Here is a 14,481-nt window from a genome sequence, read left to right as displayed (position 1 = left end):
CTGCGGCCTTGAGCACCGTTCGCCCGGTAGCCGTGGACCCGGTAAAGACGATGTGGCGCACATCGGGATGGTCGATTAGCGCCTGACCTGCCGTTTCGCCGTAACCGGTGAGCACGTTCACAGCTCCGGCAGGCAGCCCCGCGGTCTCGCAAGCACGTGCGATCTCAATTCCGGACAAGGGAGCCAGCTCTGGCGACTTCACCACCACTGAATTGCCGGTCGCGATGGCGCAGGCCAGCGAACGGGCAGTCAGTTCCAGTGGACCGTTCCACGGAACAATCTGGGCGGACACACCGAACGGACTTCTGACAGTGTAGTCGACCAGATTGGCCCCGCGTGGGATCGAGCGACCTTCAAGCTTGTCGGCTAAGCCACCATAGTACCGCAAGTGTCTGACGGCGGTCCGCACTTCGCCATGGGCGAGGTCCAACGCCTTGCCCGTCTCGATGCAGTTGATGATCGCGATCTCGTCGCCGCGAGCCTCGAGTACGTCCGCCACGCGAAACAGCATCCGCCCACGGTCGTAAGGGTGCATGTCTATAAGAACGCGGTCGCGAAAAACGCGGTCGGCGGCAGCAACGGCGAGATGAACTTCTTTAAATCCTGCTTCCGCGACGACCGCGATCGTCTCCCCGCTTGAGGGATCATCAACCTCGATCCGCTTGCCTGACGAAGAATCCCTCCACTCCCCATCGATGAAATTCTTGATCACTTCTGTGCCAGACATCGAAGTCCTCTCTGGAAATCTCCTCGACGCGCACCACTGCTGACGTAGGTGTCGCGGGTTGCACGGATGGCCTGGCAAAGGCCTCGGCTTAACCGTGAGCCCGCGTCATGACCGGTGGCGGTTAGATGTCGAGAGCTTTCGCCAAGACCTGCAACCGCTTACCCGTACGCTCTAAGCGGTCAACAGCTCTATGTCGCCACACATCAACTTTGAAGTCCTCCTTCGATAAATTTGATTGCCCGAGCATAATCGGAGATATTCTGCGCGGGCCCAAATTTATTTCTCGATTTGGATTCAAGATAGTGATTTACTATTCATATATAGGCAAATGCATCGTAATCTGCAACAAGATGTGTCTTCCTCATATCGGCACCCACAAAACTGAGTACTACAATGCTACTCGACGATCTAAAAATCTCCTTACTAAAAAAATCATCAAGTCGCATCTCGATCACATCTACCAGTTTTGAAAATAGCTTGTCCTCTGCCTCGTGATACCTACCAACACACGTAGGTGACTATCGCCGTACTTTGGCAGATTGTTAGCGAGACGGGCATTTTGAAATTCCCAAGAGGAGTCTTCAGTGCCCATTGGAGGTCGGGTTTTTGGGAGGCGCCGGCCATGGATGGACACTGGCAAGCTGATTTGGAGCGTTGGCTCGTGCCGTTGTTGGGGCGCTGCGGCACAACACCGGGCACGAATGTGCCCGGCGTGTATCGCGGCCGCGCCGCACAGGTGGTGTAGCTCGGCGGTAGCGAAGCCGCTTGCGAGCGCGCCCTCGATAGCGCTGTAGCGAGCGAGCGGCTTTGCGGTGGTGACCGACAGTTCGCCGGTAAGGTCGGGTTGCTGACACCAACCTGATTCGAAGGAACCATCGATGACCGACGACATGATGAACCTGCGCACGCTGTGGAGAAGACCCCCGATGCCGATATCTTGCGCGAGATGATTGGCTTTGCCGCCGAGCGGCTGACGGAGCTGGAGGTGGGCGCCGCCACCGGCGCCGCCTATGGCGAGAAGAGCCCGTTGCGCACGGCCCAGCGCAACGGCTATCGCGAGCGCGACTGGGAGACGCGCGCCGGCACCGTCGAGCTGCGCATCCCCAAGCTCAGGAAGGGCTCCTATTTCCCCGGTTTCCTAGAACCGCGCCGCATGGCCGAGAGGCCGCCGTCATCCAGAGGCCTATGTCCAGGGGAGCTCGACCCGCTCGGTCGACGACCTGGTCAAGGCCATGGGCATGAGCGGCATCTCCAAAAGCCAGGTCAGCCGGCTGTGCGAAGAGATCGACGGGTCAAAGCGTTCCTTGAAAGACCCATCGAGGGCGACTGACCATATCTGTGGACCCATGGTGCGCGTGAAGGCGCGAGAGGTGAACATGGTTTAGCGATCATCGCTCAAGCTTGGTGATCTCTACCGCTCGCCAACTACTAACGTTTAGTGTGGATTTCCTGCGTTAGGAGGACGCACTTTGCTGAAGTACCTATGAACACCGGCAACCGTAGTGCAGGGCATACAGATGGAAGCGAGATCGTCTTTGTTATTCGACTATATAATTGTAGGTGGCGGCTCCTCCGGATGCGTCATGGCGAACAGGCTATCGGCCAATGGAAGTCGCGTCCTGCTCATTGAGGCCGGTCCTGACTTTTCCCCAGATGCCATCCCAGATGATATCCTCGATGGCGACCCTACGAGGGCTTACTACAATCCTCGTTATCAGTGGCCGTCACTCAACGCGACCATAGTGCAGGATCTAAGCAGGCGTACACGCTATGAGCAAGCCCGGGTAATGGGCGGGGGCTCTAGCATCAATGCTCAAGTAGCTAATCGGGGAGGCCCTGCGGACTATGACGAATGGGCGTCTAGCGGTGCGACGGGCTGGGATTGGGAAGGTGTCTTGCCATACCTCCGCCGACTTGAGTGCGATCTTGATTTTAGCAATGAATTTCATGGCAACGACGGTCCGCTGCCAATTAGACGCGTGTCCAAAGCAGAATGGTCTGGCTTTATTCGTGCTGTATCGATGGCTTATGAAGACAGAGGTATACCGTTCCGACCAGACTTTAACGGCGAATTTGGCGATGGTCACTCAGTTGTTCCATTGACGAACCGCAACCGACGTCGCGTCTCAGCTGCGATGGCTTATTTGTCGGAGACCATCCGAGCTCGGCCCAACCTTACAATCTTGTCTGAGACGACGGTCACACGGTTAACCTGTGCAGGCCGTCACATAACTGGTGTGAAGACCGAAAGTAAGACCGGCCGGCACTCCTATCGCGCGTCAACGGTTGTCCTATGTGCCGGGGCCATTCATTCGCCGGCCTTGCTGATGCGATCCGGGATCGGCCCAGCTGAGCAGCTGTTAAAACTCGGCATTCCAGTTGTCGCAGATATAAACGGCGTCGGAAAAAATCTGCAAGAGCACCCGGGGGTGGCTATCTCAGCATATTTGAGGCCGGACGATCGTATGGCGCCTAACGCGACCGGCTATATTCAGATGCATGCTCGTTACTCGTCAGGTTACGAGGGCTGCCCTTCAACCGACATGGCTATCTCGGCCCTCGCCAAGTCTGCGTGGCATCCGGTCGGCAAACGCCTTGGCACCTTGGCTTTCTGGGTCAACCGCGCCTACTCGACAGGAACGGTTTCGCTCAAGAATTCTTCTCATGCTACTGAGCCGGGGGTGAATTTCAATATGTTGAGCGACAAACGCGATGCTGAGCGATTGAAGGAGGCGTTTCGGTTAGTAGCACAGCTGCTTGAGCACAAGGCGCTGGTGGCGGTCGCGCTTGACCCATTTCCTTCTACTTGGACTGGACGAGCAAAGCGGATCAGCAAATACAATCGCCTAAATTTCGGGCTCACCTACATTGTCGCCACGCTTATGGATAGTTCCTCGTGGTTGCGTCGAAGGCTAATAAGATATACGATCACCGATGGTCGTAGTATATCAGACCTCCTCGATAGCGACGAGTTTCTTGACCGCTTTGTACGCCAGAATGTCTTTGGAAACTTCCATCCGACTTCAACTTGCCGGATGGGAGCCGCTCTGGATCCAACTAGTGTTACGGATCCATCCGGGCGCGTTCACCGAGTATCGGGCTTAAGAGTCGCCGATGCGTCGGTGATGCCATTCTGCCCTAGAGCAAATACGAATATCCCAACAATTATGGTCGCCGAAAAGATATCTGACGCGATACTGACTGAACGCAGTGGGTGTGGTAGCGTATAGGGTGGAGTATGGCGGGATGTACGAGCCGTGCGGTCCCCGCGACGAGTTCCACCTCCCGGCCACCGCCCAGAACCTTTCGAAATCGCCAAACTCACTAGCCTTAGCCTAGCGAACCAGGCGCCATGGACACCTGGCGATTATTGAAGCAATGCTGGTTCGCAGCAGACTCTTTCTACGATATCAGAGCGTTGCCTACGCCAGGTATTCAAGCGTGCCAAGATTGCTTTTGTTGCAGCGTCAGGAAGCATAGCAAAAGCGGTGGCTTCGTGTATACGCCCATGGGGCAGACGTGTGTCTCAGGCTGGCCAAAGGTCATGCAGCACTCTTGGAGTGGCGGCCTTGGCCTCTTCTATCTCTGCTGCAGACAAACGGTCGGCCAATTGACCTAGGACCGAGCGGGCAACCTCTTCCGGATCCACCGCCGGGTCGCAGTGGACGCTGTCGTGGATCCGGTCGAGAAACGAATTGCGGTTTCTGGCTATCGCGCGGCGGCCGGGATGCCAACCCTCGTAGTAAAAGCCGCGCAGTAAGGCTGGCAGCTGCGCGCCCATGTACACAGCCTCGTCGCGGTCCAGACAGTCGCGCAGGGCATGCAGCGTCGCAATCAGGGCTTGGAAAACCCGCTCGCGATCATGCCAGCGAAGTCTCCACGCCAGATCGCTGATCCAATTCAGCGTTGCTTGCAATGCATAGTTTAGATCACGGCTCACGTACATAAGCATTCTCCTGTCCTTAAAGGTTTGTCAGGATCAGATTAGTCGCCATTAAGTGTCGAAATGCGTTTTGTCGGCCTTGAGGCAGACCAACCTGGTCAGGAGGGCCTAGCGCTGCCAGGAAAACGGCGGATGGACGTGGCTGAGAGATGATGCCGTTGGTGCCGATGTCCCTGGCGGTCGCGGACTAAATCCCAAAGACAAAACCTAACCCCGGAATTCGCTCGGATCTGCGAACTACGACCGCAGGGTCCGCGAATACGCTCATTTGTGCGGGGCCCGTCGCGGCCTGGAGAAGTACTCCTCGTTCCATCCCGGATTGGTCGCTTCGCTTCCCAAATCCGGATTCATCGCCTCAGAGCAGCGATGGCGCTGTAGACTCGCCTGAAAAGCACCGCTGGATCTCGTGCGGCCACAACTCAAACAATACGACAGCATCAGCGCGCTTTATGCCGAGGCGCATAGCCGTTGCGCAATGTGGGCGACGGTGGACGGCGGGACGGTCTAGATTGTAGGAGTGTTCTTCCGCCGTACCACACCGAGGGGGCGCCGGGTCGTTGCCATAGTTTGCGCACGCTTGAGAAAATCGAACACTTACTGCAAGTCTCGTGCGCGTCCGGCGCCATGCCCTGTTTCGACTGACTCGAAGTTGCGCAGCATCATTTCCGCAACACTGAAGGTGTGCCGCCCTTGCGGCGAAGTCAGGCTAGCGTCGATATCGGGATAGATAAAGAAGGGAAGCGAAATTCGGTCACTCAGTCCACTGTGGGCGACCTGATGCGGCGTACTCTTGAAGCGGTCGTCGCTCAAGGCCTGAAGCATGTCGCCCAAATTGACTACGAGACTGTCGGGCAGGCTCGGCACTGGCATCCAACGCTCGCGGAACCACACTTGCAAGGACCGGGTGGGGAGTTCCTCCTGCAGCAACAGCGTGAAGAAGCCACCGTCGGTGTGCTTGGCACACGTGCCGCCGCGAGCTGGATACCGGATCACGCGTTGCAAGAGTGTCGGCGGGCTGAAATGGCTTCGGAACCAGCCCTGTTCCATACCGATCAGGTCGGCAAGCGCGGTTCCAAGCAGCGGGACAACTCCGCTGAGCACGGTAGCCTGCAAAGCAAGCAGGCTTCGGGCGAAACCAGGAGCCAAGGCCTCATCCGGAAAGCGCGTGATTCCAGCAAACGGACGCCGGTCGCCTTCGTTCTCAATTCCGAGATCGAACAATTCCTTTGGATCGCGGCCGGCCTCGGGATGGAGTATTTCGCCGTGCAACGGACTGTATCCACGGGCGATAGTAGGATACATGCCTTGAGAGGCGTGACCATAGCGTTCCTTGATCGCCTCTGGCAACGCGAAAAACCGCCGGGAAGCCTCGATGGCTTGTGCGATCTGTTCCTTCGGGATGCCGTGCTCGACAAGGTAGAAGAATCCGTACTCCTCGCAGGCCATTTGCAAGCGCCGTTGCTCTTCACGTTGCGTTGCATCGGCTGCCAGTTTCGCCAGTGAAATTTGTGGTAGCGTGGTCATATTCGCTTCTCCGTTGGTGCTTTGGCCCTTGTGGGGCTCTGGAAAGCTTAGAAGTCGGCGTTCTTGTCCGCGGTGTATCTCGGCTGGATATAGTTTCACCATGCACGAATATATCTATCGAATTGCCGGCAATGGCAATACGGGATAAATTAATAATTGTAGAGCTATTGTTACATCTCGTTCGTCGCTGTTAGATATTTTGCAGGAACAATTTACAAATGGTACACAGAATGTAATGCTAGTCTAGAAGAGTTTTCTATAAATGATCTACGAAAGCCTGCTTGACCTACTCCGAAAATCGGCCGGAACTCGTTCGAATTTGCCGCCGACCGCGCAAATTGAAGTGAAAAACGGGACCGTATGGTCAGAGTTTTGTGCGCGCGCCTTTGCCGGAAGACGAACCCGCCACACCCCGTCGATGAGCCCCTGATTACCTCTTCCCTGGGCATTGCGGCCGGCGCGCTCGGAAAGGCGACGATCCCGGAGCGGATATCCTGCGCGGGGGCGCACACGCCTTCGGTCGTTTGCGCCGGCAATGTCGTCACGCTCGTCGAGGCGATCCCCAATCTCAAGAGGGTGATCGCGGGATAACTTGCCTGCTCAGCGCCAGGGATATCCCTGCACTGTTGGCATCCTCCAGCACCATTGGGGTCTGCCTCGAATGTGATGACCATCCGATCCTCGGAGGATGAGGCGTGCCGCAGAGCCCGCAGGTCCTCGGATTTGCCTCAGGCCTAAATTAATCGCATATGCCTTACCTTGACAAACCGATTTGAGGTCTCTGGGTTTCAACTTCTTCTTTGTCGCGCCGAATTAAACGATGCGGTCGCAAAAACACTTTCAACATCACTGTTGATTATTGATCGAACGCTACGGTGATTGAAGAATACAGACTATGTTTCCTCTATGTTGCACTCGCATGATGATGGCGAAACATAACTTTAAGTTGAAATAACCTCGCCAACCGCAATGAGATGGTAGAGCTGAGGCGATGCAGAGCTGCCCAGGACGGCGCGCAGAGCCGAAGCCTTACAACCCCGGCAGTTTTGCGCGCCAGTGACACCCTCCTGTGCAAACGGCTGTGGAGCAGAGACGATGGAACACCGGCGGATTAGCGGCATCGAGGAGATACCTACCCTTTCTCCAAGAGAAAAGGAGTGCATTCTATGGACGGCGAAAGGGAAGTCGTCGTGGGAAATAGGGCAGATTATAGGTATATCTGTAAACACTGTTAACTTCCACATAAAAAATGTTATGAGAAAGATGGATACTGTTAGTAGAACAACAGCAGCAATAAAAGCGCTTCAATCTAGAATTATCGAATTGTAAAAGATCGGCCGAAAATCTCGCACAAAGAAATGTCATGGCTAAACCACGATCCTTCTGTTACGGAGAAATGTACGTACTCTTGCGAGTCGGCGATTTTAACATCGGTTGTGCCAGGAGTTTTCTTGAACTGCATCTGTCGGAGCGGTGTGAGCACTAATCTTCGGTCCATTTCGGAAACGGTCCAAGTCGAGCCGCGGTGCACTGCACACTGACGCAAGTAAATACCCGATCGATGTAGGAAGAAGTATACGTCGGCTAGATCACCTCTCGCGTTGCTTCTGCCTTGCTTAACATCACCTCGCGATGCGTGTTCGGCTCGGCACCGGGAACGGTGGAGCGCCGGGTAGCGCGGACAGGTAATTGGTAAATCGTGTCGTAGACCGGCAGCACCTGAAACGCCAAGGGCTTCATGATAGTGTCGGTCTGAAACAGTCCGAGGGCCGCTGTGACTAAAGGGGCCTCCCCCCCGCGTTCGACCGATGTGACACCTGTCGGCGGGAGCCGGTCGGTCGTTACGACGTCCAACTTCAGGTCCACCAGAGAACAAGATCCGGGCGAGCAAACCCGAAAAAGCTGTTCAACACCAGGCGACGCTTTCCGTTGCCCGATTGACCGGTGACCCCGTGAACGAAACCGCCATCGATCAGGCCTATATCCCCCGCCCTGAGCTGGAAGTCGCGACAAGGAACGCCCTCGAGATAGGCTGCCGAATAGGGATAGCCCGTAGTCTCCACACCTTGCGACTTTCGGTCCGTGACTGTCGGCTTGTGGCTCCAGAGCCGCAGATTGCCACCTTCCTCGGGCATGCTGGGATAGAAGTTGAGTGCTGCGACGGTGTTGTGCGCCACCGCAGAAAGCTCGTAATCGTTCCCAGCACATAACACTTGAGCGACGTCGTCGTGGGGGTCCAAGGAGAACCTGCCGCTGCCAGACCAACTGAGAGCGCGACAAACATTAGCCTGACCGTGCTCCGAACGGGCCAGCCGCAATTCAATGCCCTGTTTGCGAAGGTCGCGCTTCAACGCGTCGAACAATGCTCGGACCGGATCAACCAGATTCTCAAAAAGCGCGTCGACGTACGGTCGCGCAGTTTCCGCCTCTGCGAAATAGGTGGCTGCATCCTTCCTGTAGTGGGATGCGCCGACATATTGTCCGGGAACGCCATCCTTACGCTCCTTGAGACCGGGACTGCCACTGAAGTTCGCGGTGATCTCCTCGGCTATTTCGGTGCTGAAAGCTTGCCTGATGTGCAGAGCGGTGATCTCACCTTTCAGGACTGAGGTGATGTCCGCAGTGCTGATCGAGCCGGTTCGTTCTCTGATCGCAACAGGCGAGGTGGCTGGGGCTTGGGATAACTGATTAGTCTCCATTGGCTTGCTCCTTTAGTGCGTGATCAAGGATGGCGATGCCATGATCGAGTTCGTCATCGGTGATGGTTATCGGCGGAAGGACTTTGATGACGTCGCGATTTGGTCCTGAAGATTCGATCAGCAGGCCATTTTCGAACGCGACATCGTGCACACGGCCGACAACGGCCTGCGAACGGCACTTGAGGCCGGCCATCAGACCGCGGCCGCGCTTTTGTTCGATGCACTTGGGAAATTTCGCAACAAGGCGGTCAAGGTGCGTTTGCAGCTTGACCGCAGTCCGCTCGATGCCTGCAGTAAACTGCCTGTCGGACCACAGTTTGCACATAGCTCCTGCTGTCACGAAGGCGAGATTGTTGCCTCTGAAAGTCCCGCTATGTTCTCCGGGTCTCCATATGTCCAGGTCGGGGCGAATCAGAACAATGGAAAACGGACTACCTGAACCGCTTAGGGATTTCGAAAGGCATACGATATCGGGTTCGATTTTCGCGAACTCGAATGAGAAGAACTCGCCCGTTCGTCCCGCACCCGCCTGGATGTCGTCGACGATCATAACAACACCGTGCTTGCGGCAAATGCGCTGAATTTCTGTAAGCCAAGCTGCGGATGCGGCGTTCATGCCGCCTTCTGCCTGGATGGTCTCCAGGATGATTGCGGCGGGCTTTTCTATGCCGCTCCCTGGGTCGCCCAATACGAACTCTATGTAGCCCGCGGAATCGAAATCTTGGTTCGGATATCCGTCATAAGGGACACGGATCACATCGTGGCGAGCGACGCCGCCCAGATCCCTAGTTGACGCCGAACCCGATACCGCCAGAGAGCCAAGCGACATGCCATGAAACGCGTTCGAGAAGGCCATTACGCTCGGGCGGCCGGTATATTTTCGCGCCAGGGCCAGCGCCGCCTCGTTTGCGTTTGTGCCGGTCGGCCCAGGAAATTGGATTTTGTAAGAGAGGCCTCTGGGCTTCAGGATCGAATCAACAAACGCTTCAATAAAGTCACGCTTTGCCGCCGTATACATGTCGAGCGATAGAAGAATGTTCTCGCCAACCAGGTATTCAATTGCTGGCGCCATAATATTCGGGTTGTTGTGTCCGTAATTGAGGGCGCCGGACCCTACGAGGAAATCGATATATGGGTTGCCGGCCTCGTCCCAGATTGTCGCCCCAAGCGCCTTCGTGAAGACTGTGGGAAACGATCGCCCATAGCGACGAACATTAGACTCATGAGCTGCAAAAACGTCGCTGTTCATTTCAGGGTCCCTCTGCATGTCGTGCCGCGTTCAACGAGCCAGTGATTAAATGCGTTTGGTCGGTTGCGGTTGTTTTTAGTTTCACTGAAGATCGGAACGGTCCAGGCGGAACTTTGGGACGGTCGTGACCTCCCAGGAGTGTGTTCGTAATGCGACACGCTCCTCAAAAAGGTCCGCGCCAAAAGGGAGACCGGACTCGCGCGCCAGCTCAACTGCACTGACGCCTTCGGAACCTCCACCGTAGTCACGTTGCTCTGCATGGCGATATCTCTCGTCTATGCGTTGGAACGAACTCAGTTCTAGAGTTTTCGGGGAAGCGTCGATACTACGGTATTTGGTAGTTGACGCACCTGCTTGTACCCGGCGAAACGCCCTGCCAATCCTATCAAAGCTCAGCGCTAGCACCGGCTCATGGGGTGACAGGCGCTTCTGCCATGCAGCAGCATGCTAACGTGTTGCAGGCGCTCCGGCAGCAACACGAACCATCGTGCCCCGGCTAGTGGTGTAGCTCGGCGGTAGCGAAGCCGCTCGCGAGCGCGCCCTCAACAGCGCGGTAGCGAGCGAGCGGCGTAGCGGCGATGTCGGCGTTCTTCAATGTCGGGGCGCTTTCGGACCGCTTCTGAAGCGTCTCGACCAACTCTGCCCTGAATGAGGATTAGGGTTTCGAAAAGCCGACAGCGGAGGATATAGGTGAGACCAGGCTAAGCCGGTTCTCCCCCCTCTTGGGCCAATAACCAGACAGCTTCGTGCTGGGAGATGCTACCACAGGATGTGTCGAAGCCGCGTAAAAATGGGGACTAGACTCCATCGACCGGGTTCACGCGAGGCAGAAGGAGGCGGCCCGCCTGATGCAGTCTCAAGAGGATCGACATTCGCTCCGGCCCCGCTTTCAGGCGGTTCGCCGACCTCCAATCAGCATGCGGACGCCGTTGGATGGGCATATTCGCACATCCTACAAAGCAGAAAGCCATCTCTCCCATTCATGCGATCGGCGATTTCGCTAAAAACTGGCCCTTCAAAAAGATCTGCGTATTCGTCGCGCAGAAGATTGCCCAATACGTGGCGCCGTTCAAAATCCATGCAGCAGAGCGTAACGTCACCGTTTGGGAGAAGAACATTCCGATACTGCCGTCCGTCAACGCATGTCAGCTCTCCGACGACTGGCTGCCGTGGTTCGACGACCTTCCGATCGACGCTTCCACCCCTGCTGCTCAGAGGCCGCGCGCGAACTAGCGCTTCGGCGGGGATTATCCCGGCGATATCCGGATGGACCTCGCCCAGGACTATAAACCGAATCGAGGCAATGTCTGTGTCGACCACTTGACGAATCAAAGCGAGATACTTGTCTCCGACAAGGCGGCCATTCATATACGCGCCATCATCGAAAACATGGATCACGAATACCCTCCAGCGCAGCGCTCGCAGCCGTTGTAGATCCCGCCCCTTCATTCCTACAAGTGTCGTGAAAATCCGGATGCCATGGCCTCTGGCGTAAGCGTGCTCGACCATTTCGGTGCAATCCGGATTGAGCCAAGGCTCGGAGTACCCGGCGAAACTAATGTCGACGGAAGTTGGAACGCGCGCCAGACATCGCTTGAAATCTTCAAGACGAAGATGCTTCACATGAGAGACCGCTCTTTGCCGATGGGCGAACTTGTCCTGCGGACAATAAGAACATCCGACGATGCAGCCGGTGGTCGTCGTTATTTCTAAAACCCTGCCGCCCGGGATGGCAGAGCCCAGTTCCTGTAAGATCATCGGATACCTCCACTTTTCTGACGCTCTTGGCCAATCCTGAACTTCAAACAACAAGTTAGCTTATTTAATTCTGATGGAATGTTGCTTCTTCTGCCAGCAGATATTTAGTTACGTCCTTACGATACCGGTCTATCGACTAGTATTATAGTGTTTCCACGGTAATACTCTCGGCGAATTTTCGATTTCCTCAGCAAAAATCCCTCGATCAAAATTTTCCAAATGAACTCAGTCAGCTTCCCAAGGGGCGGCAACCAACCGCCGGCTCCGGTTTGCCGGGCGGCCCTCGAACGAGCGTTGGGCGCCATCGCCGGCACGGCAGGACGGCGCAATCGCAATCTGTCGAGCGTCAGCCGTTGCGGAAGGTGTAGCTGTACCCGTTGATGGCCGGCGCGCCGCCGAGATGCGCGTAAAGCACCCTCGATCCCTCTGGAAAGAAGCCTTTCTGGACGAGGTCGATCATCCCTTGCATGGATTTGCCCTCGTAGACGGGATCGGTAATTATACCCTCGAGCCGCGCACACAGGCGGATGGCCTGCTTCGTTGCCTCGGACGGAAGGCCGTAACCGGGAGCCGCGTACCCCTCGAGCAGCACCACGTCATCGTCCACGATTTCCATGCCAAGCTTGACGAGCTTCGCAGTATCCCGGGCAATGTTTAGCACCTGCGCCTTGGTTTGGGCGGGGGTGGCGGAGGCATCGATACCGAGCACGTTGCGCTGTCGACCGTCCTTGGCGAACCCGACGAGCATGCCGGCATGCGTCGAGCCCGTGACCGTGCAAACGACGATGTAGTCGAAGCCAAACTCAAGCTGTTTCTCTTGGGCGCGCACCTCCTCCGCGGACCCGACGTACCCAACCCCGCCATATTTGTGAACTGAGGCCCCGGCCGGTATCGCGTAGGGACTGCCGCCCCTTGACTTGACCTCATCGAGCGCCTGTTCCCAACTGCGGCGGATGCCGATATCGAAGCCCTTGTCGACAAGGCGCACTTCTGCTCCCATGATCCGGCTCAAGAGAATGTTGCCGACCCGGTCGTAGACGGCGTCCTCAAGTGGTACCCAGCTCTCCTGAACAAGGAGACATTTCATGCCGATCTTGGCGGCGACCGCGGCGACCATCCGCGTGTGGTTGGACTGCACGCCGCCGATGGAGACAAGCGTACCGGCATTTGACGCGATCGCATCGGGGATGATGTATTCGAGCTTGCGCAGCTTGTTTCCGCCAAACGCGAGACCGGAGTTGCAGTCCTCGCGTTTGGCGTAGATTTCCACCCTGCCCCCCAGATGCTGGGAAAGGTCGAGTTTCTCGATGGGCGTGGGTCCAAAGGTGAGCGGATAGCGTTCGAACTTTTCCAGCATTTTCTCTCCGGCAACACGTGATGGAGCTGAATTTGCCATGCACGATTCATTCTACAGGTGTCTTTGATTTGACGTCCTCTGCGTTATCCGGCGCCGAAGAGTCCCATTACTATTTCCAGCGCCCCGTTCGTCATTGAGAGTTGCAACCGCACGCCAGCGTGCGAGAGACTACCCAATGCGTGGCATTCAAGAACTGTATCCTGGATTAACTAGAACGACCGGATTGCGGTCACTATCGATTTCTCAAGCACAGTATTCCTTCTAATATCTGCTCGATGTTTATGGTTGGTCCAAAATTTGCGCCAGCTTGAGCTCTGACCTTGTCATGGCACCTCAAGGCAGCAGCAGCGATATGGCCAACATTTGGTCGCGCTGGAGCAAATCTGCGGATTCATTCGTCACCTCATCAAGGTCTGGTGGCTCGGATCCAACTTCCTTGCAACTGTCGGAATGCTCAGCCCTTTGGCCAGCTCGGCTAACGCAGCCAGACCGCCAGATCAGAAAGAGCACGCTTGCGAAATAGGCCAACTGAAGGAGCAACGAGCAAGCCAGCGTCGTGACGACTACTGTGCGGATGGAATGAGAAGCGAAGTAGACAATCAGAGCGTTGCTGCACAGCACCAGCCCCAGGACGCGAGAAAAGATTTTTAAGGGCAACGCCGTTCTCCTGGTTTTGTCTCCTCAGATCATGCTGCGACCTGGTCGGCCGCAATATGGGTCTGGCAGTTCTTCGGGCAGACGCGGGCGCAGGCTCCGCAGCCAATGCAGCGGCCGGCATGATCGACGACCATGATCATGCGATTGAGATCGCCATCGAAATCGTCATCCTCGTCGTCGCAGGCGCCGAGGATTTCACCCGCGTCATCGACGCCGTAAAGATGCATGACCTCGCGCGAGCAGACCTTGAAACAGCGGCCGCAGCCGATGCAGGTCGTGCCGTCTATAGCGGTGAGATATTCCGGCACCCATCCCGAGCCGTCGCGGGTGGTGAATGTGCTCGTCATCGTAACTTCTTCATTGCAGCGAGCGCTCTCTTGGCACCATCCAACTCGGCAAAAACGGCCGACGTTTCCTCGGCAACATCCTCTAACTCCGTCCATTTTCCCGGCAGATTCTCTGCAAGGTCGCGCAATTTCATCTTGGCAATTGCCGCGCGCAGCTGAAGCTTTCGGACTTTCTTCCCCATCTCATCTAGCTTTGACATAGATCCTTCCTCGAAATCTG

Annotated in this window: 13 protein-coding genes and 1 pseudogene; 3 read left to right on the top strand and 11 right to left on the bottom strand. The window is 56.3% G+C overall.

Annotation, left to right across the window (positions count from 1 at the left end):
- Positions 1-712 (bottom strand): aldehyde dehydrogenase family protein (locus NKH42_RS16225; RefSeq protein ID WP_352974297.1); only part of this gene is annotated, 712 nt, incomplete at its 3' end.
- Positions 713-1,605: 893 nt separating this feature from the next.
- Here NKH42_RS16225 and NKH42_RS16220 point away from each other — a divergent pair.
- Positions 1,606-2,054: pseudogene (locus NKH42_RS16220) on the top strand (transposase); the annotation flags it as partial.
- Positions 2,055-2,262: 208 nt separating this feature from the next.
- Positions 2,263-3,957 carry a GMC family oxidoreductase gene (locus tag NKH42_RS16215; protein ID WP_502906426.1) on the top strand — a complete coding sequence of 565 codons (1,695 nt, stop codon included), beginning with the start codon at positions 2,263-2,265 and terminating at the stop codon, positions 3,955-3,957.
- 296 nt (positions 3,958-4,253) lie between these two features.
- Here the strand turns inward: NKH42_RS16215 and NKH42_RS16210 are convergent, their stop codons facing one another.
- Together NKH42_RS16210 and NKH42_RS16205 are read right to left on the bottom strand one after the other, a co-directional pair.
- Complete coding sequence (locus tag NKH42_RS16210; protein WP_352974295.1) at positions 4,254-4,679, bottom strand: DUF2267 domain-containing protein; 426 nt, start codon at positions 4,677-4,679, stop codon at positions 4,254-4,256.
- Between the two features lie 585 nt (positions 4,680-5,264).
- Complete coding sequence (locus tag NKH42_RS16205) at positions 5,265-6,194, bottom strand: 2-oxoglutarate and iron-dependent oxygenase domain-containing protein (protein WP_352974294.1); 930 nt, start codon at positions 6,192-6,194, stop codon at positions 5,265-5,267.
- A 1,095-nt stretch (positions 6,195-7,289) separates the two neighbouring features.
- Here NKH42_RS16205 and NKH42_RS16200 point away from each other — a divergent pair.
- Positions 7,290-7,523, top strand: coding sequence for a helix-turn-helix transcriptional regulator (locus tag NKH42_RS16200; RefSeq protein ID WP_502906424.1), 234 nt, complete (start codon positions 7,290-7,292; stop codon positions 7,521-7,523).
- 255 nt (positions 7,524-7,778) lie between these two features.
- Here NKH42_RS16200 and NKH42_RS16195 read toward each other — a convergent pair whose 3' ends face one another.
- From NKH42_RS16195 to NKH42_RS16160, 8 genes are all read right to left on the bottom strand, one after another.
- Positions 7,779-7,934: a hypothetical protein gene (locus tag NKH42_RS16195; protein ID WP_352974293.1), complete on the bottom strand. Its 156-nt coding sequence runs from the start codon at positions 7,932-7,934 to the stop codon at positions 7,779-7,781.
- Positions 7,935-8,050: 116 nt separating this feature from the next.
- The gene (locus tag NKH42_RS16190) at positions 8,051-8,893 is read right to left on the bottom strand and encodes a 2OG-Fe(II)-dependent halogenase WelO5 family protein (protein WP_352974292.1); all 843 of its coding nucleotides are present in this window, start codon (positions 8,891-8,893) and stop codon (positions 8,051-8,053) included.
- Positions 8,883-10,142, bottom strand: a complete 1,260-nt coding sequence (gene ectB, locus NKH42_RS16185; RefSeq protein ID WP_352974291.1) for a diaminobutyrate--2-oxoglutarate transaminase — start codon at positions 10,140-10,142, stop codon at positions 8,883-8,885. The genes NKH42_RS16190 and ectB overlap by 11 nt, the downstream gene beginning before the upstream one ends.
- Before the next feature lie 912 nt (positions 10,143-11,054).
- Complete coding sequence (locus NKH42_RS16180) at positions 11,055-11,900, bottom strand: radical SAM/SPASM domain-containing protein (protein WP_352974289.1); 846 nt, start codon at positions 11,898-11,900, stop codon at positions 11,055-11,057.
- A 346-nt stretch (positions 11,901-12,246) separates the two neighbouring features.
- Complete coding sequence (locus tag NKH42_RS16175; RefSeq protein WP_352974288.1) at positions 12,247-13,257, bottom strand: 1-aminocyclopropane-1-carboxylate deaminase; 1,011 nt, start codon at positions 13,255-13,257, stop codon at positions 12,247-12,249.
- Positions 13,258-13,590: 333 nt separating this feature from the next.
- Positions 13,591-13,914 (bottom strand): exopolysaccharide production repressor protein, encoded by a 324-nt coding sequence (locus tag NKH42_RS16170; RefSeq protein ID WP_352974287.1) that lies wholly within the window; start codon positions 13,912-13,914, stop codon positions 13,591-13,593.
- 29 nt (positions 13,915-13,943) lie between these two features.
- Positions 13,944-14,261, bottom strand: a complete 318-nt coding sequence (gene fdxB, locus NKH42_RS16165; protein ID WP_352974284.1) for a ferredoxin III, nif-specific — start codon at positions 14,259-14,261, stop codon at positions 13,944-13,946.
- The gene (locus tag NKH42_RS16160) at positions 14,258-14,461 is read right to left on the bottom strand and encodes a CCE_0567 family metalloprotein (RefSeq protein ID WP_352516014.1); all 204 of its coding nucleotides are present in this window, start codon (positions 14,459-14,461) and stop codon (positions 14,258-14,260) included. Before NKH42_RS16160 ends, fdxB begins: the two co-directional genes overlap by 4 nt.
- Positions 14,462-14,481: the final 20 nt, after the last annotated feature.

The organism is Mesorhizobium sp. M1142 (genome assembly GCF_040318565.1).
GTDB lineage: Bacteria > Pseudomonadota > Alphaproteobacteria > Rhizobiales > Rhizobiaceae > Mesorhizobium.
The sequence above is the reverse complement of the archived record's forward strand: the minus strand, read 5'-3'. Positions and strand labels throughout refer to the sequence as shown.

What these genes read in the sequence shown, in the direction of transcription:
- NKH42_RS16210 (WP_352974295.1), bottom strand. Translation starts at nt 4,679, where the DNA reads ATGCTTATGTACGTGAGCCGTGATCTAAACTATGCATTGCAAGCAACG.
- NKH42_RS16205 (WP_352974294.1), bottom strand. Translation starts at nt 6,194, where the DNA reads ATGACCACGCTACCACAAATTTCACTGGCGAAACTGGCAGCCGATGCA.
- NKH42_RS16200 (WP_502906424.1), top strand. Translation starts at nt 7,290, where the DNA reads ATGGAACACCGGCGGATTAGCGGCATCGAGGAGATACCTACCCTTTCT.
- NKH42_RS16195 (WP_352974293.1), bottom strand. Translation starts at nt 7,934, where the DNA reads ATGAAGCCCTTGGCGTTTCAGGTGCTGCCGGTCTACGACACGATTTAC.
- NKH42_RS16190 (WP_352974292.1), bottom strand. Translation starts at nt 8,893, where the DNA reads ATGGAGACTAATCAGTTATCCCAAGCCCCAGCCACCTCGCCTGTTGCG.
- ectB (WP_352974291.1), bottom strand. Translation starts at nt 10,142, where the DNA reads ATGAACAGCGACGTTTTTGCAGCTCATGAGTCTAATGTTCGTCGCTAT.
- NKH42_RS16180 (WP_352974289.1), bottom strand. Translation starts at nt 11,900, where the DNA reads ATGATCTTACAGGAACTGGGCTCTGCCATCCCGGGCGGCAGGGTTTTA.
- NKH42_RS16175 (WP_352974288.1), bottom strand. Translation starts at nt 13,257, where the DNA reads ATGCTGGAAAAGTTCGAACGCTATCCGCTCACCTTTGGACCCACGCCC.
- fdxB (WP_352974284.1), bottom strand. Translation starts at nt 14,261, where the DNA reads ATGACGAGCACATTCACCACCCGCGACGGCTCGGGATGGGTGCCGGAA.
- NKH42_RS16160 (WP_352516014.1), bottom strand. Translation starts at nt 14,461, where the DNA reads ATGTCAAAGCTAGATGAGATGGGGAAGAAAGTCCGAAAGCTTCAGCTG.